This window comes from Actinomadura vinacea (assembly GCF_039532545.1).
GTDB classification, from domain to species: Bacteria; Actinomycetota; Actinomycetes; order Streptosporangiales; family Streptosporangiaceae; genus Spirillospora; species Spirillospora vinacea.
Genome location: NZ_BAAARW010000008.1, coordinates 167,051 through 186,911, shown reverse-complemented (window position 1 = coordinate 186,911; position 19,861 = coordinate 167,051). Strand labels below are relative to the sequence as shown.

Annotated in this window: 18 protein-coding genes; 7 read left to right on the top strand and 11 right to left on the bottom strand. The window is 72.5% G+C overall.

Annotation, left to right across the window (positions count from 1 at the left end; genetic code table 11):
- Positions 1–24 precede the first annotated feature (24 nt).
- On the top strand, positions 25–669 hold the full coding sequence (locus tag ABD340_RS11675; RefSeq protein WP_344588787.1) for a GmrSD restriction endonuclease domain-containing protein: 645 nt from the start codon (positions 25–27) through the stop codon (positions 667–669).
- 58 nt (positions 670–727) lie between these two features.
- Here the strand turns inward: ABD340_RS11675 and ABD340_RS11670 are convergent, their stop codons facing one another.
- The gene (locus tag ABD340_RS11670) at positions 728–1,228 is read right to left on the bottom strand and encodes an HAD domain-containing protein (protein WP_344588785.1); all 501 of its coding nucleotides are present in this window, start codon (positions 1,226–1,228) and stop codon (positions 728–730) included.
- 123 nt (positions 1,229–1,351) lie between these two features.
- Here ABD340_RS11670 and ABD340_RS11665 point away from each other — a divergent pair, with 123 nt between their 5' ends.
- Positions 1,352–2,206, top strand: a complete 855-nt coding sequence (locus tag ABD340_RS11665) for a class II glutamine amidotransferase (protein ID WP_344588784.1) — start codon at positions 1,352–1,354, stop codon at positions 2,204–2,206.
- 67 nt (positions 2,207–2,273) lie between these two features.
- Positions 2,274–3,092: a PIG-L family deacetylase gene (locus ABD340_RS11660; RefSeq protein WP_344588783.1), complete on the top strand. Its 819-nt coding sequence runs from the start codon at positions 2,274–2,276 to the stop codon at positions 3,090–3,092.
- Positions 3,093–3,099: 7 nt separating this feature from the next.
- Here ABD340_RS11660 and ABD340_RS11655 read toward each other — a convergent pair whose 3' ends face one another.
- The 4 genes from ABD340_RS11655 to ABD340_RS11640 form a co-directional block, all read right to left on the bottom strand.
- Positions 3,100–4,263: an ARPP-2 domain-containing protein gene (locus tag ABD340_RS11655; protein ID WP_344588782.1), complete on the bottom strand. Its 1,164-nt coding sequence runs from the start codon at positions 4,261–4,263 to the stop codon at positions 3,100–3,102.
- Positions 4,260–5,702: a hypothetical protein gene (locus tag ABD340_RS11650; RefSeq protein WP_344588780.1), complete on the bottom strand. Its 1,443-nt coding sequence runs from the start codon at positions 5,700–5,702 to the stop codon at positions 4,260–4,262. Before ABD340_RS11650 ends, ABD340_RS11655 begins: the two co-directional genes overlap by 4 nt.
- Before the next feature lie 198 nt (positions 5,703–5,900).
- Positions 5,901–6,572, bottom strand: a complete 672-nt coding sequence (locus ABD340_RS11645; protein ID WP_344588779.1) for a TetR/AcrR family transcriptional regulator — start codon at positions 6,570–6,572, stop codon at positions 5,901–5,903.
- Complete coding sequence (locus tag ABD340_RS11640) at positions 6,569–7,861, bottom strand: acyl-CoA dehydrogenase family protein (protein ID WP_344588778.1); 1,293 nt, start codon at positions 7,859–7,861, stop codon at positions 6,569–6,571. Before ABD340_RS11640 ends, ABD340_RS11645 begins: the two co-directional genes overlap by 4 nt.
- 168 nt (positions 7,862–8,029) lie before the next feature.
- On the opposite strand from ABD340_RS11640, the gene ABD340_RS11635 reads away from it, so the two are divergent.
- Positions 8,030–9,100 carry a phosphotransferase family protein gene (locus ABD340_RS11635; protein ID WP_344588777.1) on the top strand — a complete coding sequence of 357 codons (1,071 nt, stop codon included), beginning with the start codon at positions 8,030–8,032 and terminating at the stop codon, positions 9,098–9,100.
- Between the two features lie 307 nt (positions 9,101–9,407).
- On the top strand, positions 9,408–9,590 hold the full coding sequence (locus tag ABD340_RS11630) for a hypothetical protein (RefSeq protein ID WP_344588776.1): 183 nt from the start codon (positions 9,408–9,410) through the stop codon (positions 9,588–9,590).
- 24 nt (positions 9,591–9,614) lie between these two features.
- Here the strand turns inward: ABD340_RS11630 and ABD340_RS11625 are convergent, their stop codons facing one another.
- Positions 9,615–10,229 (bottom strand): SDR family NAD(P)-dependent oxidoreductase, encoded by a 615-nt coding sequence (locus ABD340_RS11625; protein ID WP_344588774.1) that lies wholly within the window; start codon positions 10,227–10,229, stop codon positions 9,615–9,617.
- A gap of 304 nt (positions 10,230–10,533) precedes the next feature.
- On the opposite strand from ABD340_RS11625, the gene ABD340_RS11620 reads away from it, so the two are divergent.
- A complete protein-coding gene (locus ABD340_RS11620) occupies positions 10,534–11,256 on the top strand; it encodes a DUF2625 family protein (protein ID WP_344588773.1) in 723 nt (240 codons plus the stop codon).
- A gap of 29 nt (positions 11,257–11,285) precedes the next feature.
- On the opposite strand, the gene ABD340_RS11615 is transcribed toward ABD340_RS11620, so the two are convergent.
- Complete coding sequence (locus ABD340_RS11615; protein WP_344588772.1) at positions 11,286–11,666, bottom strand: helix-turn-helix domain-containing protein; 381 nt, start codon at positions 11,664–11,666, stop codon at positions 11,286–11,288.
- Positions 11,667–11,774: 108 nt separating this feature from the next.
- On the opposite strand from ABD340_RS11615, the gene ABD340_RS11610 reads away from it, so the two are divergent.
- Complete coding sequence (locus ABD340_RS11610; protein ID WP_344588771.1) at positions 11,775–12,785, top strand: TIGR03621 family F420-dependent LLM class oxidoreductase; 1,011 nt, start codon at positions 11,775–11,777, stop codon at positions 12,783–12,785.
- Here the strand turns inward: ABD340_RS11610 and ABD340_RS11605 are convergent.
- The 4 genes from ABD340_RS11605 to ABD340_RS11590 all read right to left on the bottom strand — a co-directional run bounded on the left by ABD340_RS11605 (position 12,760) and on the right by ABD340_RS11590 (position 19,855).
- The gene (locus ABD340_RS11605) at positions 12,760–13,515 is read right to left on the bottom strand and encodes an SDR family NAD(P)-dependent oxidoreductase (protein ID WP_344588815.1); all 756 of its coding nucleotides are present in this window, start codon (positions 13,513–13,515) and stop codon (positions 12,760–12,762) included. The genes ABD340_RS11610 and ABD340_RS11605 overlap by 26 nt on opposite strands.
- 2 nt (positions 13,516–13,517) lie before the next feature.
- Positions 13,518–13,664 carry a hypothetical protein gene (locus ABD340_RS11600; protein ID WP_344588770.1) on the bottom strand — a complete coding sequence of 49 codons (147 nt, stop codon included), beginning with the start codon at positions 13,662–13,664 and terminating at the stop codon, positions 13,518–13,520.
- 234 nt (positions 13,665–13,898) lie between these two features.
- Positions 13,899–18,245, bottom strand: a complete 4,347-nt coding sequence (locus ABD340_RS11595; protein ID WP_344588768.1) for an SCO7613 C-terminal domain-containing membrane protein — start codon at positions 18,243–18,245, stop codon at positions 13,899–13,901.
- A 107-nt stretch (positions 18,246–18,352) separates the two neighbouring features.
- Positions 18,353–19,855 (bottom strand): DUF6882 domain-containing protein, encoded by a 1,503-nt coding sequence (locus tag ABD340_RS11590; protein ID WP_344588767.1) that lies wholly within the window; start codon positions 19,853–19,855, stop codon positions 18,353–18,355.
- Positions 19,856–19,861 lie beyond the last annotated feature (6 nt).

The following is a 19,861-nucleotide window of genomic DNA, read 5'->3' as shown; positions in this document are numbered from 1 at the left end:
CCCGAGCCGGAGGAGGGAACCCCCGTGAAACGCACGGGCATCACCGTCACCGCTCTCACCACCGTGCTGGCCGGCGGCCTGGCCGTCACCGCGCTGACCGCGCCGGCCGCCTACGCCGAGCCCCCCGCCCCACCCGGAAAGGCCACCACCCTCGAGCACCTGGCGGACCTGACCGTCGCCGCCGAGGGCTCCTCCAGCGGTTACGACCGCGACAAGTTCCCGCACTGGAGCACCGTCTCCGGCGCCTGCAACACGCGCGAGGTCGTGCTGCAGCGGGACGGCACCAACGTGCAGACCAACTCCAGTTGCGCCGCCGTGTCCGGGAGCTGGTACAGCCCGTACGACGGCGCCACCTGGACCCAGGCGTCCGACGTCGACATCGACCACATGGTCCCGCTCGCCGAGGCCTGGCGCTCGGGCGCCTCCTCCTGGACCACCGCGCGGCGCGAGGGCTTCGCCAACGACCGCGCCAGCTCCCAGCTCTGGGCCGTCACCGACAACGTCAACCAGTCCAAGGGCGACAAGGACCCGGCGGAGTGGATCCCGTCCCGCACCGCCTTCCGCTGCATGTACGCGCGTTCCTGGACGGACGTGAAGTACCGCTACGGCCTCACCGTCGACTCGGCCGAGAAGGCCGCCCTCACCGGCCTCGTCAACGACCACTGCTGACGATCATCTCCGAAGCGGCGGCGCGCCCCGGGGCACGGTTCCGGGGCCGCCGTCGCCTTCAGCGTGTCAGGGCGCGCAGCCACTCCGAGGCGCGTTCGATGTGCTCCTCGGTCAGTCCCGTCCGCGGGTCGACGGCGACCAGCAGGTGGTCGCCGACGCCCGGTTCTCCGGCCACGCAGTCGGTGGCGTCGGGCTCGTCCTCGAACCAGACGAACGGCCGTCCGTCCGTCCAGGCCGCGACATGGCGAGCCTTCCACGCGCCCAGCGAGACGCCCTCGGTGAGCCCAGGGAAGCCCGGGATCGGCACGAAGGGAAGATCGGGCAGTCCGACCCTGGGGCCGATCCAGACGTTGGCGGCATCGCACCAGTAGGAGGCCCAGGCCAGCTCGGCCCCGCCGGACTCGACCAGGTCGAGCAGCATGCGGCCGTGCCCGGAGTAGAGCCACAGCCGGTAGGTGACGCCGTCCGGCGAGCACCGGTGGCGCCGGAACCCCCGGTGCGGCCGCTCGAACGGGTTGAGCACGCCATCGACGTCCAGCAGCACCACCGGGGTCCCCATATCGGGACCGTACGCCATGACCGTCTTCGCGGCGAAGGCCTTTCGGGCCGGATCGGGATCGTTGATCACCCTGATCGGGGGGTGGGGCTGGTGCGGCGGTGACGGGTCGGTCATGGTGGAGACATGTGCCGACTCTTCGGTATGACCACCGGCGGGCCGCGGGTGCGGGCCACGTTCTGGCTGCTGGACGCGCCCCAGAGCCTGCAGGCGGCCAGCCGCCGGATGCCCGACGGCACGGGCCTGGGCTGGTTCTCCCTCGGGGACGAGCCGGTCCGGGACCGGGCGCCGATCGCCGCGTACGAGAACACCGACTTCGTCTCCGAGGCCCACAACGTGGTGTCGCACACGTTCGTCTCGCACGTGCGGTACGCCTCGACGGGCACGGTCAGCGTCCACAACGCCCACCCGTTCGACATGAACGACCGGCTGTTCGCCCACAACGGCGTGGTGCAGGGCCTCGACGTGCTGGAGTCGTGGCTCACCGACGTGGACCGGGCGCTGATGGAGGGCCAGACCGACTCGGAGCTGGTCTTCGCCTATATCACCGCGGAGATCCGGCGGCGCGGCGACACGACCGCGGGCCTGATCTCGGCGGTGCGCCGGATCACCTCCGAGCTGCCGGTCTACTCGCTGAACGTCCTGCTGGCGGAGCCGCGCCGGCTGTGGGCGCTGCGCTATCCGGACCCGAACGAGCTGTGGGTCCTGGAGCCGGAGCTGAGCGGCGCCGGCCGGCATCTGGCGTCCGCGCACGAGCTCGGGAGCCTGGATCTGGAGTCGGCCAACGGCCGGCGGCGCACCCCCGCCTACGTCGTCGCCAGCGAGCGGATGGACGACGATCCGGACTGGCGGCCGCTCCGGCCGGGAGAGCTGCTGGTGGTGGACGGGCTGGAGGCCACCTCGCTGTTCCCCTTCGAGGCCCCGGCGCATCCCCTCACCGCCGCCGACCTGTCCGCGGTCGAGGCGTCCTCGCAGACCTGATCAAGATCGGTCGAGGGACCGGTCGCGAGCAATAAAGTGGGGGCCTGCTAATCGATGAGGAGATTCGATGGAGTCCCAGCTCACCCTGATGGCGGTGCACGCGCACCCCGATGACGAGGTCCTCACCACGGGCGGGCTCCTGGCCCGCTGCGCGGAAGAGGGCATCCGCACCGTCCTGGTGACCTGCACGAACGGCGAGGCCGGCGATGACGCGGGCGGGCTGAAACCGACCGAGCCGGGGCATGACGCCGACGAGGTGGCGCGGCGGCGGCTGGCGGAGCTGCGGGAGTCGGCGGACCTGCTGCGCATCGGCCATGTCGAGCTGCTCGGCCACCGCGACTCGGGGATGGTCGGCTGGGACACCAACGGGCACCCGGAGGCGTTCGCCAACGTGCCGGTGGAGACGGCCGCCAAGCGGCTCGCGGAGTTGATGGAGCACTACCGCCCGCAGGTCGTGGTCACCTATGACGAGACCGGCGGCTACGGGCATCCCGACCACATCCAGGCCCACCGGGTCGCGGTCGCCGCGGCCGAGTCGACCGGGATCCCCGACAAGCTCTACTACACGGCCATCACGCGCTCGGGCGTGCAGCAGATGTTCGAGTATTTCAAGGAGTCCGGCATGGACGTGGACATGTCCGAGCTTCCGGAGGACTTCGGCGTCCCGGACGAGGTGATCACCAGCGTGCTGGACGTCTCGGCCCATGTCGGACGCAAGATCAAGGCGATGGAGGCGCACGCGAGCCAGAGCGAGAACATTTTCTTCCTGCGCCTCCCGGACGAGGCGCAGCGGATGATGCTGGGCAGCGAACTGTTCATCCGCCACTTCTGCCGCGTCGACGCCCCCGACCACGAGGACGACCTCTTCGCCGGCCTGCGCCCCTAGCGGGCTCTCAGCGCTTTTCCGGCGCTGTGCCGCGGCGGTGCTGGGCACGGTAGTGGTCCAGCACGTCCTGGCACAGCAGGTAGCCGAAGCCCGCGCGTTCCAGGCGCATTCCCAGACCGGCGGCGTTGGTGCCCAGGGCGGTCGCGGCCTCCTCCAGGTTCCAGCCGTGCGCGGCCAGCCGGGTGAGCAGGTAGCCGCGGCGGACCTGGCCGTCCGACAGCCGGAACGACTTGAGGTAGGCGACCCTGCCCCTCTTGTCGGTGATGGCCTCGCCGATGTGGTTCTCGCGGCGGAGCGAGAAGGAGGGCAGGAAACGGCCCAGCTCGAAGCGGTTGAGGTGCTGGACGGCCTGGTATGTGCCGTCCGGGTCGAAAAGCTCGCCGGCCATGACCTCGTCGTGGAACGCCGCCCATTCGGCCTGCCGCCGGCCCGCCTGGGCCCGCAGGTCCGCCAGGGAGCGCACCCGCGTGCCGTCGATCCGCACGTCCATGTCGGCGGCGGGCAGGTTGAGCAGCCCGTACTGGTAGATCGTCTCCCCGAAGAGGTCCTCCACGAGGGTGGCGTGCAGGGCCCGGTAGTCGTCGGGGTGCGGGACCACGAAGGCGGCGGCGAGCGCGTCGGCGACGTACACCATGACGCCGCACTGGCCGGGGTGCACCTCGAAGATCCCCAGCGCGTCCTCCAGCCCCTGGACGGCCAGGCCCAGGTAGGTCCGCTCGGAACGGGGCGACAGGCCGCCGCGCAGGGCCCGCTGCGACCATTCCTCCCAGGCGATCTCGGGGCCGCCGAAGTGCAGCGCCAGGTAGCCCTCGACGGCCAGGTGCAGGGGCAGGAAGCGCAGCCGGTCCTTGGCGACGCGGCGCGCCATCCGCCGCCGGACCTTGATCGGCAGGTTCCGCGAGACGAGCCCGGCGTCGTCCTTCTCCAGCAGCCGGGTGCCGTACGCGGCGGCGGGCCCGTCGGTGTCCGTCCAGGTCGCGACGAAGGCGTGCGGGATGAACGAGGTGTAGACGGTGCCGTCGCCCACGTCGACGACCGAGGGCTCGTCGTAGACGCGGCGGTGCAGCCGCAGATCGGGCACCGGCGCCCGGCGGACCAGCGGGACGAGCCGCACCGACCCCCAGGTCTGCGCGGGACGGGTGGTCAGCCCCGCGAGAGTCAGCGGCTTCACCGGCCGCTCCCGGTGAAGAGCGCGACCCGCTCGTCAAGGTACGCGCGGATGTCGTCGAGCCCGACCCGGCCCTCGGCGAAACGGGCCAGTTCGACGAGGGTGGGCAGGTCCTCGGCGTCCCGGATGCCGGCGGTGGGGACCGTGGGCGCGAGCCGCCGCACGTCGAAGTCGTCGGCGTCGTACACCGGGTTCAGATGGGTGATCGCCACGCGGCGGTGCGGGTCGAGCCGGGTGCGCCAGACCCGCAGGACCTCGGCGGCCAGGCCCGGCGGAGCGTTGTCCCAGCCGTCGGAGACGACGACCAGGCGCTCGGGGCCGGTGTCGAGGGCGTCCAGGATCCGTTCGCCGAGGGGCGAGGGCCCGAACGGGTACAGCAGCAGCTCGTCGGCGCGTCCCGAGAGCCACAGCGGGGTGTAGTCGGAGGCGAGTGCCCGCAGGAGGTGGTGGCAGGCCAGCGCCACGGCGAGTGGGCGGCGGCGCTTCTGCCCGGAGCCGGTGGTGGAGAAGCTGTCGTCCAGCACGGCGGTGACGCGCCCCCACCGGCCCGCCAGGGAACCGGCGGCGCGGAGCGCGGCGGCGCGCAGGGCGCCGGTGAGCTCGTCGCGGCGCTCGACCCGGTCGTCCAGGGACAGCGAGAGCACGTAGGTGGCGAGCCTGGTCAGCGGCATGCCCGACAGATCCGCGGCGACGGCACCGGCCTTGTGCCCGCGGGCGCTCTCCTGGAGGCGCAGGCGTTCGAGGCGGGTCATGCGCGGCTCGATGCGCTCGAGGAACACCTTCCTGGGGATGCCGTGCTTGGCCGCGAAGCCCTCGGCGACCGTGTAGGGCAGGTCGTACAGGGCGGCCTGCTCGTAGTGCGCGCGTCGCCAGGTCTCGAACATCGGCGTGCGGAACGCGCGGCGGCTGTGCGGCGCGAACAGGAAAGCGCCCAGCTCACCGCGGGTGACGCCCCCGCCTGGAGGGGACAGGTGGGCGTGCCGGACCACATCCTTGACCACGCCGCGGTACTTGACGGCGTCGAAGGCGGGGTCGGGACGGGAGGCCATCCACTCCTGGATGATGGCGCGGGTGCGGCGGTTGTTCAGTCCGACCTGGCGCAGGTCGCGGAACATCCGCAGCACCCGCTGCGGCGGCAGCAGCCGCAGCCGGGCCGCGATCAGCCGCCCCTCGGCGCGGCGCCGCTCGAGGGGGACCTCCGAGGCGTACACGAGCAGGTTGCGGACGATCAGCACCGCGTTGTGGTCGTTGATGTTCAGCGCGAGCGCCGCCGCGTACAGCTCGCGGTAGTTGGCCAGCATGTACTCGTGCAGGAAGGCAAGCGAGAGCCGCTGGTCGCCCGCGTAGTGGTGGAACTCGCGCTGGCCGGTGGAGGTGATGGCGGCGTTGACGAACATCAGCACGTCCTCGCAGGCGACCAGGTCGCCCATCGACTCGCTCATCCCGCCCCGCCCGTCGGAAGACCCCGGGTGCCGGCCGGGGAGTGGGGGCGCGAACGGCGAATCATCGTTTTCATAGAACGAGTTACGGAAGTCGCACCGGAGTCCCGCGGCCGGCTCCCGCACCGTAGCACCGCGAACCCGGACGTCTCCGCCCAATTTCGGGGTGTCCAGGCGTGCCGCGGCCGAGACGTGTGCCGGTCAGCCCGTGCCGCGGGCGGCGTCGCGTTCGGCGGCCAGGCGGCGGGTCTCCTCCGCCACCGGGGCGCCCAGGATCGCGGTGACGACGTCGATCAGGTAGCTGGTGAACAACCGGTCGTCGGTGCGCGGCCCGGAGCGGGCGCGGCGGCCCAGTTCGATCGAGGCGTACAGGAGCGCGGTGAAGCGCCGGTGCAGGCGTGCCGCGTCCTCCTCCAGCAGCGGCTGCACCAGCATCCGCCACCGGTAGACGCTGTCGGAGGGGTCCTCCAGCGCCTCCGTGGAGGGGGTCGGGTCGGGACGGTTGAGGACGGCCGCCCAGATCTGCAGGAAGTCGCGGCCGCCCTCGTCGGCCAGCCGGGCGGCCAGGGGCCGTACCAGCGCCGCCGCCAGCGCCCGCATGTCGTCGCGGCCCGCCGACTCGTAGGCGTCCAGCAAGGCGTGCCGCCGCGCCTCGACGTCGGGGCGGTGCCGGGCGATGATCGCGCGGACGATCCCGGCCCGGTCGCGGAAGTGGTACTGGACGGCGGTGGCGTTGCGCGCCCCCGCGGCCTGGTTGATCTCGCGGAGGCTGACGGCGTCCAGGCCGCGCCGGGCGTACAGGCGCTGTGCGGCGTCCAGCAGGCGCTCGCGGGTCGGGGCGGGCGCCGCCGGGCCGGCGGGCGTGTCGGTCACTCGTTCCCTAGGGCGTGTTCCAGGGCGGCGGCGTAGCGTTCACGGGCCGCCTCGCGGCGGGTGGGCAGGTGGCCGCTGGGCCACAGCCCCTCGACCGGTTCGTAGTCTCGCAGAAGCCGCCGGGCCACCGTGATCTTGTGGACCTCGGTGGGGCCGTCGGCGATGCCCATCGCCTGCGCGCCCAGCAGCATCTTCGCGAACGGCATCTCGCCCGAGACGCCCAGCGCGCCGTGCAGGTGCATGGCCCGCTGGACGACGTCGTGGAACACCTTGGGCATGGCGGCCTTGACGGCGGCGATGTCCTTGCGGACCTTGCGGTAGTCCTGGTGTTTGTCGATGAGCCAGGCGGTGTGCAGCACCAGCAGCCGGAACTGCTCGATCTCGATCCAGCTGTCGGCGATCTTCTCCTGGGTCATCTGGAGCTTGGCCAGCGGCCCGTACCTGGTCTGCCGCGACACCGCGCGCTCGCACATCATGTCGAACGCCTTGCGCACCTGGGCGATCGTGCGCATGGCGTGGTGGATGCGGCCGCCGCCGAGCCGGGTCTGGGCGATGGCGAACGCGCCGCCCTCCTCGCCGAGCAGGTTATCGGCGGGCACCCGGACGTCCTCGTAGCGCAGGTAGCCGTGCGAGCCCTCGCGCTCGCCGCCGACGCCGACGTTGCGGACGATGGTCAGCCCCGGCGTCCCGGCGGGCACGATGAACATGGACATGCCCTCGTACGCGCTCACGTCGGGGTCGGTCACCGCCATCACGATGACGAAGGCGGCGTGCCTGGCGTTGGAGGAGAACCATTTCTCGCCGTTGACGACCCAGCCGTCGCCGTCGCGTTCGGCGCGGGTGGTGAACAGCGTGGGGTCGGCGCCGCCGTGCGGCTCGGTCATCGAGTACGAGGAGGAGATCTCGCCGTCCAGCAGCGGCGCGAGGTAGCGCTTCTTCTGCTCCTCGGTGCCGAAGTGGGCGATGATCTCGGCGTTGCCGGAGTCGGGGGCCTGGCAGCCGAACACCGAGGGCGCGAACCGGGAGCGGCCCAGGATCTCGTTCAGCAGGGCCAGCCTGACCTGGCCGTAGCCCTGGCCGCCGAGGTCGGGGCCGAGGTGGCAGGCCCACAGGCCGCGTTCCCTGACCTGCCGCTGCAAAGGGCGGACCAGTCGCCTGAAGCTCGGGTCGGCCTTGTCGTAGGGGTCGCCGAGCACCAGGTCGAGGGGCTCGACCTCGTCCCGGACGAAGGCGTCGGCCCAGTCGAGCAGTTCCTGGTACTCGGTGTCGGTCTCGAAGTCCCAAGCCATCCCGGCCTCCTCGGCGTCGCGGGCGTCGCTGGTCGCGTCCCGACCGATAATGCGCCCATCTCAATGTCTAATGCAAGTGCATGACTGTTACTCTCCGCAACGAGGGCGGCGCCGTCGCGCCCACCCGCCCGCGGGCCCTCGCCGGGCCCTCTCTAAGGAGGAACCACCGTGCAGCAGCCCGGGAACATCGAGCGCGCGCTCGTGGACTTCGCCGTGCTCGACGCCTGGATGGCCGAGCAGGAGCTGCCCGGCGGCCCGGTCGAGGAGGTCGAGCCGCTCGGCGGCGGCACGCAGAACGTGCTGATCGGGTTCCGCCGCGGGGGCCGCGGCTACGTGCTGCGCCGCGGCCCCCGCCACCTGCGCACCCGCACCAACGACGTGCTGCGGCGCGAGGCGCGGGTGCTGACGGCCCTGGACGGCACCGACGTGCCCGCCCCGCGCGTGATCGCCGCCTGCACCGACGAGAACGTCATGCACGGCGCGGTCTTCTACCTCATGACCCCGGTGGAGGGGTTCAACGCCTCGGTCGCCCTCCCCGAGCCGCACGCCTCCGACCCGGCGATCCGGCACGCGATGGGGCTGAACGCCGCCAGGGCCCTGTCGGCGCTGGCCGCCGTCGACCACGAGGCGGTGGGGCTGGCGGACTTCGGCAGGCCCGAGGGGTTCCTGGAGCGCCAGGTCGGCCGCTGGATGTCGGAACTGGAGGGGTACGGCTCCCTGAACGGCTACCCCGGCCCCGAGATCCCCGGCCTGCACAAGGTGGCGACCTGGCTGGAGGCCAACCGCCCCGCCCTCTGGCGGCCGGGCATCATGCACGGCGACTACCACCTGGCCAACCTGATGTTCGCCCTGGACGGCCCGGACGTCGCGGCGATCGTGGACTGGGAGATGTGCACGATCGGCGACCCGCTGCTCGACCTGGGCTGGCTGCTGGCCACCTGGCCCCACCACGGCGACGAGAGCGCGGCGCTGGCCGGGCCGCTGGGCGCCGCGGGAGGCCTGCCCGGGCCGGGCGAGCTGGTCACCGCCTACGCCGCACGCGAGGACGCGACCGCCGGCCGCGACCTGTCGTCGATCATCTGGTACGCGGTGCTGGCCTGCTTCAAGCTCGGCATCGTGCTGGAGGGCACGCACGCCCGTGCGTTCGCGGGCAAGGCGGCGAAGGAGACCGGCGACCTGCTGCACTCCATCACCCTCGGCCTGTTCCGCCGCGCCGAGGCGTTCATCGCCTCCGAATGAGCAGCTCGTACGCGAGCTTCCTGCTCCTCGACGGCGAGTTCCCCGGAACCGCCCTGGTGCCGCGCCTCTACATCCTGCACGTGCTCGTGGTTGCCCGGCCTGATGCTGGCACTGATCCCGCTGCACGCGATCGTGCTGCCGTGGATGCAGAAGCACACCGACTTCCGCCGCGGCCTCAGCACCCAGAAGACCGTCGAAGGCAAGCCGCGCGCTGGGCGTCATCGTCCCGCTGCTGGTCGTCGCCGTCTTCCTGACCGCGGTCGCGGCCTACCCGTTCATCGAGCGGCGGGTCACGGGCGACCGCGCCGTGCACCATGTCCTGGACCGTCCCCGCGACGCCGCCGACCGGACCGGCCTCGGCATGGCGGGGGTCGTCTTCTACGGCGTGCTGTGGGCCGCGGCGGGAAACGACATCATCGCCGAGCGGCTCGAAGCCCTCGAACCGGCCGCGGACGCCAAGGAACCGCACGGCATCGCGGGCCCGCGCTGATCCGCAGCACGGCACCCCGGCTTCTCAGGCCACGCCGCGCAGGCGGGTGAGCGCGGTCAACGCCGTCCCGGCGGCGTCCGGCGCGACCACCTCGCAGCGGACGCCGAACTCCGCCAGCTCGCGCCCCAGGCAGCGGGTGAACTGCACGGCCGTCGCCCCGGACGCGGCGCGGACCGACAGCCGCGGGCGCGGCACCTGGACGGCGGTGTCCGAGGCGACAGTCAGGATCCAGCCCGAGCGGCGCGGCACCATGCGGCGCGCGACGGCCCGGGAGACCAGGAACACGCCGGTCGCGTTCACCGCGAAGGCGTCGGCCCAGCCGTCCTCGCACAGCGCGCCGGGGGGCGGGCCGGGGCGCACGATCCCGGCGACGTTGACCAGGACGCCGATCGGGCCGAGCTCGCGTTCGGCGCGCTCGACGCCGTCCTCGACCGCGTCCCCGTCGAACACGTCGGCGGGGCAGGCCAGCGCGCGGCGCGGCCCGAGCGCGGCGGCGGCCGCGCCGGCGCCGGCCGCGTCCCGGTCAAGCACGACGACGTGCGCTCCCGCGGCGGCGAGCGCGCGGGCGATGTCGGCGCCGGCGCCGCGCGCCGCCCCGGTCACGAGGGCGACCGTGCCGGGGATCAGAGGACGGTCCATGCGGTTCCTCCACTCGGGACGCGAATCGCCGTCCCGTCCGGGCCATTGCTACTTAGGGAGACCTAACTTAGGTGAACCTAACTCAAGGCGAAAGGGGTGGGGCCGTCAAGGACCCCGGCCGGAGTGAGCCTGCTCACCCGGCCCGGTCCGGACCCCGGCGCGACCTCCCGCTCCCCGCCCCGCCCGGCGCCGACTTGCCCGATTCGCCCTCCCGCACCCGCGATGATCTGGCAAGATCGCGCGAATCACCCCGATCCGCCCGGCTTTCCGGCGCCGGCCCGTACCGATGGGAGGACGCACGACCGTGAGCGATCTCCGTTCGATCGCCGACCTCAAGGACGTCGCCGATCCCGCCTGGCCCGAGCTGCAGGAGCTGCTGGGCCGTGCCGACGGGCACCAGACGGCCGAGATCCTGCCCGTGGCACCCGAGGCGGGCGAGAAGGCGCTGCACCGGATGCAGGTCAGCGCGGGCTCCTTCCTGGGCGCGCTGGCCCTGCACACCGGCGGCGTGCTGGTCGACAACGGCTGGGTCCGGGTGCTCGGCGGCGGCTCTCCCGAGTTGGGCCTGCCGAGCCTGGCCGAGGCCAACCCCGCCCTCGCCGAACGCCGCCGCCCGGCGCCCGCACTGCTGGTCGGGTACGACGTGCTCGGCGGCCGGTTCGAGATCAACGGCTCCGATCCCGGCGCGGACGGGCGCCCCGGCGAGCCCGGCCAGATGTGCTACTTCCAGCCCGAGAACCTGGAGTGGAAGCTGCTGGAGACCCCCAAGCGGGTCTTCGGCCACAGCATGTGGCTGCGCTTCCTCATCCTCGGCAACCTCACCGACTTCTACTGGACGCTCCGCTGGCCCGGCTGGGCGGACGACGTCGCGGCCCTCCGCCACGACCAGGGCATGAGCTTCTACCCGCCGCTCCCCACGCTGGACGGCGCCGAGGAGATCGCCGCGGCCGACCGCAGGCCCGTCCCGGTGAGCGAGCTGTTCGCCCTGTACGAGGAGTACCGCACGGCCGGCATCGCGCCCTCCTGACCTCAGCGGAACAGCACCTTCCCTGCCTCCTAGTCGGGACGGCCCGCCAGCTTGCGTTCACGGGCGACCTCGGCTTCGTCCAGGCCCCAGTGGCCCGCGTCGCGGCGCTGCTCGGCCTGCTGGTCGATCCAGCGGTTGTGGGTCTCCCAGGCGGTCTGCTTGCTGGTGCCCAGCGCCCGCCCGATCTGCGACCACGAGGCGCCCCGCTCGCGGGCCGTCCGGACCGCGAGCTGGCGGCCGTTCCTGGCCTTGCGGGCGATCACCTCGCCCAGTGCGATCATCTCCAGCGCCTCGGTGCGGCTCAGCGGCTCGTGCTCCTCGTCCTCGAACAGGTCGCGGGCGCGCAACTCCTCGTAGCGGGCGAGCGCGGTCCGCAGCGTGAGGGCGGTGTCCAGCTCTTCGGGTGACATGCCGCCATCTTCTCGTCAGGACGCCCTGACGTCAAGGCCACCTGACGAAAGAACGCGACGTCGGATTCCCGCCAGCACGGGCGGCGACGCTCCGGGAAGCTGGCCCGCATGAGTGCAGAAGACGACGCGGGGAACGGGCGGCCGTTCCGGTTCGGGGTCGTGGGCGAGTCGGCCCGCACCATGGAGCAGCTGACCGCCCTGGCGGTGCGCGCGGAGGAGCTCGGGTACTCGACGCTCACACTGCGGGACCACTTCGTCACCGAGCCGTTCGGCGACCAGCTCGCACCGATGATCGCGCTCACCGCCGCCGCCCTCGCCACCCGCACGCTCCGGGTCGGGACGCTGGTCCTGGCCAACGACCACCGGCACCCGGTCGTCCTGGCCAAGGAGGCCGCCACCCTCGACCACGTGTCGGGCGGACGCTTCGAGCTCGGCATCGGCGCGGGCTGGCTGCGCGAGGAGTACGGGCGGGCCGGGATCCCGTTCGACGCGCCGGGCGTCCGCGTCGGCCGCCTGGAGGAATCGCTGCGCGTCCTGAAAAACCTCCTCGGCGGCGGGACCGCGACGTTCACCGGCGAGCACTACCAAGTCCGCGATCTGACCGTCTTCCCCAGGCCCGCGCAGGCGCCCCCGCTCCTCGTCGGCGCCGGCAGCCGCCGGATGCTCCGCATCGCCGGCCGGCACGCCGACATCGCGGGCGTCCTGCCGCGCGCACTGCCCGACGGGACCATCTCAGCCGAGATCTCCGAGCGGATGCCGGACACCATCGCCCGCAAGGTCGCGCACGTCCGCGAGGCCGCGCACGAGGCCGGGCGGGACGGCGTCGAGCTGAGCATGCTCGTGTCGCCGACCTTCGGCCCGGACCTGCGCGCGGCCGCCGCCCGCGTCGCGGTCCTGCGCGGATGGGGCACCTCGTCCACCGACCTCGTGCTGGAGATGCCCTCGCAGTTCGTCGGCCCGCCCGAGCACATCGCCGAGCAGATGGCCGCCCGCCGCGACCGCTACGGCTTCACCTACTACCTGGTCTCCGACCGGGACATGGAGGCCTTCGCCCCCGTCGTCGGCCTGCTCGCCGGACGCCCCGCCGGCCGGGTCAGTCGACCAGTGCCCCGCAGCTGACGTTGACCGTGGCGGCGGTCATGGTGCGGGCCCGGTCCGAGGCGACGAACGCCGCCACGTTCCCCACGTCCGCCAGCGTCGCCGTGCGGCCGAGCATCGTCATCTCCTCCAGGCTCTCCTCGAGTGCCGCGCGGCCCTCGAAATCCTTCGGGATGCTCTCGGGCACGCCACCGGTCCGCAGCGTGACCGTGCGCACGCCGTGCGCCCCCAGCTCGGCGGCCAGCTGCCGGCGCATCGACTCCAGCACCTCGAACGCCACCTGCAGGCCGCCGATGCTGTAATCGCGCATCGGATCCCCCGACCCGCCGAAGAACAGGATCACCCCCGCCCCCTGCCGCTTCATGTGGCGGCCCGCCGCCCGCGCGGTGAGGAAGTTCGTGCGCAGCGCGGTCACCACCGGCCGCTCGTAGTCCTCCGGCGACATCTCGATCATCGGGGTGCCCTGCACGTCACCGTGCGAGATCAGGTTGAACGAGATGTCGATCCCGCCCGCCTCGGCCGCGACCGCGTCGGCGTGCTCGTCCACCTGCCGGGCGTCCAGGGCGTCCAGCACGGCGGTACGGGCCGTGCCGCCCGCCGCCCGGATCTCCGCCGCGACCGCCTCAAGGCCCCCCGGCGTGCGGCCGGCCAGGTGCACCGTCGCGCCCTCGCCCGCGAAGGCCCGGGCCACCGCCCCGCCGATCATCCCGCCACCGCCGTAGATCACCGCGTTCTTGCCGTCGAGCAACATCGTCACTGCGCCTTTCGCTCCGGATCGGATCCCGCGTCTCCACCAGGCAGACCGGGATCGGCGCCGGAACTCATCGGAGCGGCGCGATGCCGGCCGGGCGCGATCCCGTACTCGCGCTTGAACGCGTTGGCGAGCGCGTAGTCCGACACGTACCCCACCTGCCGGGCGATCACCGCCGGCGATGCGTCCCCGGCGCGCCCTCACCGGCCAGGTGACGCACTGGCCGGACCATTGTCAAACAGGGGGTTACGTGCCGCCGATCGCGTGAAACCATGGAATGGTCCCGCGGGGACCGGGCAGATGGTAACGCCCTTAGCTGGGCAAAAGGCCCAGACACCGCGCCGTCGCCCCCGGCCCCGCGGGCGATCGGGTGCCGCTCGCGTTCACCTCATACCGGCGATGGACCTCCGGACGCGGCGGAAGTCGCGCAGGCGGTGCTCGTAGGTGGCACCTGTGAACAGCAGGGCGGCGCCGGTCAGCGCGATCGGCAGCCAGCGCGGGCCGTCTCCGACGAGGTCGGCCAGCGCCGGGTACAGCTCGTGAGCGGCGTTCACCACCAGGACGGCCCCGCCGAACAGCAGCAGGGCCTGCAGCCGGGCCCACGCCCCGGCCAGGGTCACGGCGAACGCGACGAGTCCCAGCAGCAGCGGGCGTACCAGGCCGTCGTCGTTCCAGGCCACGACCAGGCTGGGCACGAGCGTCAGCGTCAGCGCGGGCGCGTACGCGGTCCAGGAGGAGCGGCGGTCGTCGCGGCGCCTCAGCCACCAGCCGCCGGCCAGGCCGAGGAGGCTGACCGTTGTCGTGTACGCCTCCGGAGCCTCCACCATCTGGTCGGCGAGCCAGAGCCACAACGCGAGATGCACCAGCACCACGCCGACCCCTAGCGCGGGGCGGCGCCGGTCCTCGCGGAAGGCGATCGTCAGGAAGAGAACTCCCGCGCACGCCAGGGCCAGGACGGCGTACGAAACGCTTGCACACGCCAAGCCGACGCCGATCACGGCCACTGCGTAGCCCGCGAACTCCACGGCGAGTGCGGCCCCGCGGCGCCGGTGGCCGATCTCCCAAGCCCCGAGCGCGGTCGGTGCCGCCACGGCCGCGAGCATGGCGAGCCCTGCGAGTTCGACCCGGAAGCCGCCCGCGAGAACGACGGCGGCCACGAGACCGCCCGCGGCCAGGACCGCGAACGCCGACGCCCCGCACCGCATCTCCTCATTGCGCGCGGTCAAGCCGCAACCCGTCGCCAGCACGGCGATGCCTCCCGCAACGACGAGCGTCGGCAGGGGCATCAGCAGGGACCAGGCAACGGCGAGGGTGGTCAGCCAGAGAGCCATGCCGCCCGCGTACCAGTCCGCGGCGCGCGGCAGTGAGGCGCGTATTGCAAGTGCTGTCGCCAGCACGCATACCAAGGCCAGCCCTGCCGCGTAAGGAAGGTCCGCCGTCACGGGCACCACGAGGACGGCCGGGGGCACCGCCAAGACTCCGGCTTTGTACGCGCCTCGTGCCCCTCTCAGGAGGCGGGCGCTTGCGATGGCCGTCAGGGCGGCGATCCCTGCCGTCGCGGCTGCGGCCATGGCTGCGCCCAAGGGAAGAACTGCGCCCAGCAGCGAGTCACTGGCCTCAGACCAAGGATCGCCGACCCACGCGTAGGGCTTGAGCACGGCCCGGAGCAGTAGACGCAGGTGCAGCAGTAGCGCGAGCCCCTCGGCTAGCCAGGCGTAGACGAGCACCGCCATGCGCGCCTGGCCCCGCAGGCGTGCCGCCGCCATCACCGCTGTCAGTCCGCCCAGTGCCAGGACGAGGGTCAACTGGTTCATGTGTGTGAGCGTCATGCTGAGCGCCCCGCACCAGAGCAGCAGCGCGGCCGCATTGAGCGCTTGCGCGATCCAGTGGTGGCGCTCCTCGAGGAGCGCACCGGCCCGAACGGCAAGGGCGGCTATGGCAAGGACCACGAACGCGGCGTGGTGCGCGGGCAGGTCCGCGGCCAGCGCCGCCGCCGCTCCCTCGGCACCGACGGCCAGCGTCGTGACCGCCGACGCCACGGACGCGACGGGCGAGTCGCGGCCCCTGAGCGCGCACACCGCACCCGCCAGCGCGAGGGCTGCGAGCACCGCGAGCGTGGCGGTCTGGTCTGCCAGGGACCAGGACACGGCGAGTGTTGCCGTCCACAGGGCCGTTCCCCCGGAGGCGGTGCGGTGCATGGCCGCCCAAAGCGCCAGGCCCGCCGTCAGGACGACGAGGAACGCCAACGCCGCCCAGTAGGGCAGGTCGGTGGCGAGCGGGACAGGCGCAAGCACGACCGGTACGGCCACCTGGGCGACCCCGAGCGCAGCCCACCGGCCACGGTGAACGCCCGCCGCGCATACTGCGGCGAGAGCCGCCAACGCGAGGACCGGCATGAGCATCGGCCGTACGGTCCAGGCCGCCTCCGGCGTCAGAAGGTCACGGGCGCTCTCCGTTGTGCCCGCGCCCGCCCATGTTTTGGCGAGCCACCCGTACGGTCCGAACAGCGCCGGAAAGAACGCGTCGCTCAGCGGGAGTGGGGCCAGCACTGCGAAGACGTAGGACTCACCGATCGAACCGGCCCGCGGAAGCCTGAACCGCCGCAGCGTGTAGGCCGAGGCGGCGCCCATGAGCGCGGTGATGGCCAGAGTAAGTGCGAGCACACCCGGCCAATGCGAGTCCGTGCCCTCCACCAGCGTCCAGCCGGTGGCGATTCCGACCGCCAGCAGAGACACCACCACCGAGGAAACGGCGAGCGCGGCGACATGGGCAAGCGCGCGCGGGCGGCCACGCGTCAGTCGTACGACGACCATCGCGACGAGCCGTACGCCCAGAAGCACGAACGGCAGCACCAGAGGCGTCCACCCGGTCGTGTCCCACAACACGAGGAGGAGCGCTCCGCTGCTGAGCACCGCGCCCGCTGCCAACACCGCCCGTGCGACCGGCGTACGGGCGGGTCCCGCCAGACCCACGAACGCCACCGTCACGACGGCGGCGGCCACCGGCCACAAGGGCGCGTCCCCCATGGGCCACATGAACGTCAGCAGCGCGAGATACACACCCATGCCGATGGCCACCGACGCGAACACCCTGTCCCTTGACCAAGCGGCGATGGCGAGCAACACCGTGGCCAGCCCGAGCACCACGGTGACCGCCACTCCGTACGGTGCGTCCACCGCCGCCGGTAGGGCGAGCACCGCCGACGCAGCGAGCACCAGCGCCACGGCACGCGGCACACGCTCAGGCACGATCTCGGCAAGGTCGCTCGGCAGCCGCTTACGCAATGCCAAAGCGACAAGGGACGCCGCCCCAAGAACGAACGGTGCACCGGGGGACGCGATCTGCGCGACTTCATCGGTGCCGAGCCCCAGTGCGGGCAGTGCCCCGTCGGCGTTCCAAACGGCGGCATCGACCGACCCGGTCAGCGGCGCCGTGGCCGTGACCAGGACCTGCGGTGTCACCCACACGACGGTCAGCGTGAGGGCGCCCGCACCGGCCGTCCCCACTCCGTGGCGCAGCCGTTCAGGCGTCCAGCCAATGCACGTCAGCAGCAGGCACGCGGACGCCGTGTACGTCGTAACGGCCCAGGAGCTTGGGACGACCTCGCGCAAAGGGGCGGCGCATGCGGCCACAACGGAAGCACCCGCGAGGCAGGAAGCGACGCCGCGCAACACCTCGTCTTTCAGGAACCAGCCACAAGCTGCGGTGAGAAGCGCGGCCGGTACGAGCACAGCGGATACTCGTAGCGCCGCCTCCGGAGACGCTGCCGGGAAGGACGCCACGAACGCCGTCACGGTACCGCCCGCACCGGCCACGAGCCCGGCGGTGGCGGCCACCGCGCGTTCGGGCACGCCATCGGCCCGCAGCCAGACGGCCAGGTCGAACGCGGCCGTCAGCACCAAGGCCAGCGCGACGCCGGCCGCTGTCGGTCCAAGCGCCAAGGCCGCCAGCGGCAGTGGTGCCTGGGCGAGCGCCAGTGCCGTGGGGGCGGGCAATCTGAGCGGAGCGATCCGCGCGTATCCCGCCCAGACCGCCGCCATCGCGGCCGCCACTGCTGCCGCGGCCCACAGCCCTGTGTTCTCGGAGCCCGGCAGGTTCATTTCGTCGGGCGCATTGGAACGCCCCGCGAAGGCATTAACGAGCGCCACACCGGTAAGGGGAAGGAACACGAGGCCGATATAGGCGACCGTTTCGGCCGTGGAATGCAGCCGCCGCCTGACAAGGAGCCAGGGGAAGGCCAGGGTTCCCGCAGTTACGGTGGCCAGGATCGCCGCGCGGATGCTCAGGTGCCCCCAGCTCACCACCGTGAACACGATCGCAGCTATGCCGAGCATCAGGCCGCCCAAGAGCAGCAACAGGTTCTGTACCGCGTAACGCGAAAGGTCACGTCGCGGGCCCCGCGTGTCAGGCTCGGCCAGCGGTACGGCGGGGTTCGGGGGCGCAGGAGCGGCCCTTCCGTCCGCCGCCGGCGCGGCGGCGGACGGAAGGGCAGGAACGCGGGCCGCGTGCTGCTCCTCGCGCAGCCGCCTCAGCAGATCCGCATGCTGCTCCGCCAGTCGTGCGCGCCGCGCGTCCAGTTCACGCAGAGCCGCTTCGGCCTCCCGTATCTCGCGCTGCACGCGCCACAGGCCATCGGCCAGTTCCCCTTGCAACGGCAGCCCGCACGTCAGGCACGCCGGGCCGGGATCCGCGATCGGATTCCGGCAGCCGGGACAGCTCCGCCGTTCCATCAGCGACACCTCTTCGGGCTTGGAAACGGACCAGTGACCCTAAACGCGAGGCGATGGCATCAGCGAGTCCCCGTGACCGAACCGGTACGGAATCGATCGCGTACGCCTCACCCGAGAGTCCCTTGCATCCCCCAATGCGCGCTGTTCACTGTGCCGTCGTAGGCGATCATCACGCGCACCTCGTACAGCCCCATATTGCCCATGAACATGTCGGGCTCGCCGACGTGGAAGGGCACCATCCCCAGCCTTTCGAAATGGCCGTAAACCATGGACCGCATCACCGCGTACCTGTGTTCGCGCGGGACGAGCGGTTGCAGGATGTCGGCCGCCGACTCGACGGCCGCGCACAGCACCCCCAGCGAGCCCCATTCCGGCGCGGCCGGGTCGGTGACGGCGACCTCGAACTCAAGGTTTCCGCCAGAGCCTCCCGCGACCGTCCAGGTCCCGCGCGTTCCCTCCGGCCGAGCCGCCGAGCGCGCCAGGAATCCGGCCACCCACTGCCAGCGGGGCCCGTCGCCCAATTCCACGACGTCCTCCGCCAGATGGCCGGCGCCGTGCTCGCGCGCGACCGAACGGATCCACCCGGTCGCATCCGCGTCGTCGCCGGCCCATTCCCAGGTGTGGGAGTCCCTGTCGAGGCCGCCGATCGCGCGGGCCGCCACGTCCAGGACGTCGCCGAAGCGCAGCCTCCCTGCGGCAGGGTCCCACTCCGGCGCCGGGTCTCCGCGCCACCCCTTCTCCTTCAGCAGGTCCCACAGCGCGAACTGCGCGTGGAAAGCGCCGAGCACGGCCGGGGCGGCGGCATTGAGCAGCCCGTCGGGCAGCGGCTGGTCCGCTTCGAGTTCGACGATGCGGGCGTAGCGTTCCCTCGGCGGAGGCACGTCGCCGTCCGGCACGGTCACCTCGACCTTGTCGAGCCGGTCGCCGCCGCCGATCCGGGCCAGCACGCGCCCGCCGCCGGGGAGGTCGAACTCCACCCCGCCCGCCTCCACACCGCCCGTCTCCACACCGTCCGCCGTCGTCCGGACGGGCAGGTCATGGCGTTCGGCATAGCCGCGCACCACGGCGGCGCCGGGTCCCGGTCCATGGTCGGAGAACAGCGCGGCGCCGTCCCGCAGCCAGGTTTCGATCATGGACGGCTCCGGTCCCGCCGCCTCGATGCCCGGGTCGTCGCTGATGAGGAACGTGACCGCACGGCCGCCGTGGCCGTGCCTGACCAGCCCGCCGGCGCCCAGCAGCCCGAGGGCCAGGATCGCGAGCCGCTCGGCCGCGAGCCGGGGATCGGAGAAGCCGTTCAGGTCGACCAGCGGCTCGGTCAGTTCGGGCACGGCCAGGCGCAGGCCGATCTCCCGCAGGCGCTGGGCGTGCACGACGTCGGGCGCGCCGGGCGGGTCGCCGTAGGCCCACCCCCACTTGAAAGTGCGGTCCTCAGCGTAGGTGCCGAGCAGTCCGGCGGGGACGGCGCGGTCCTCGACGTGCACCAGGCCCCGGGCGATGTCCCGGCCGAAGGGCTTCCCCCGGAGGTGGGCGTTGTAACGGTCCACGCGTTCGGCCGCCCACGCGGCGTGGGGCGAGGCGGCTTCGGTCAATGCTGCGCTGAAAGAATCCATGGTCCC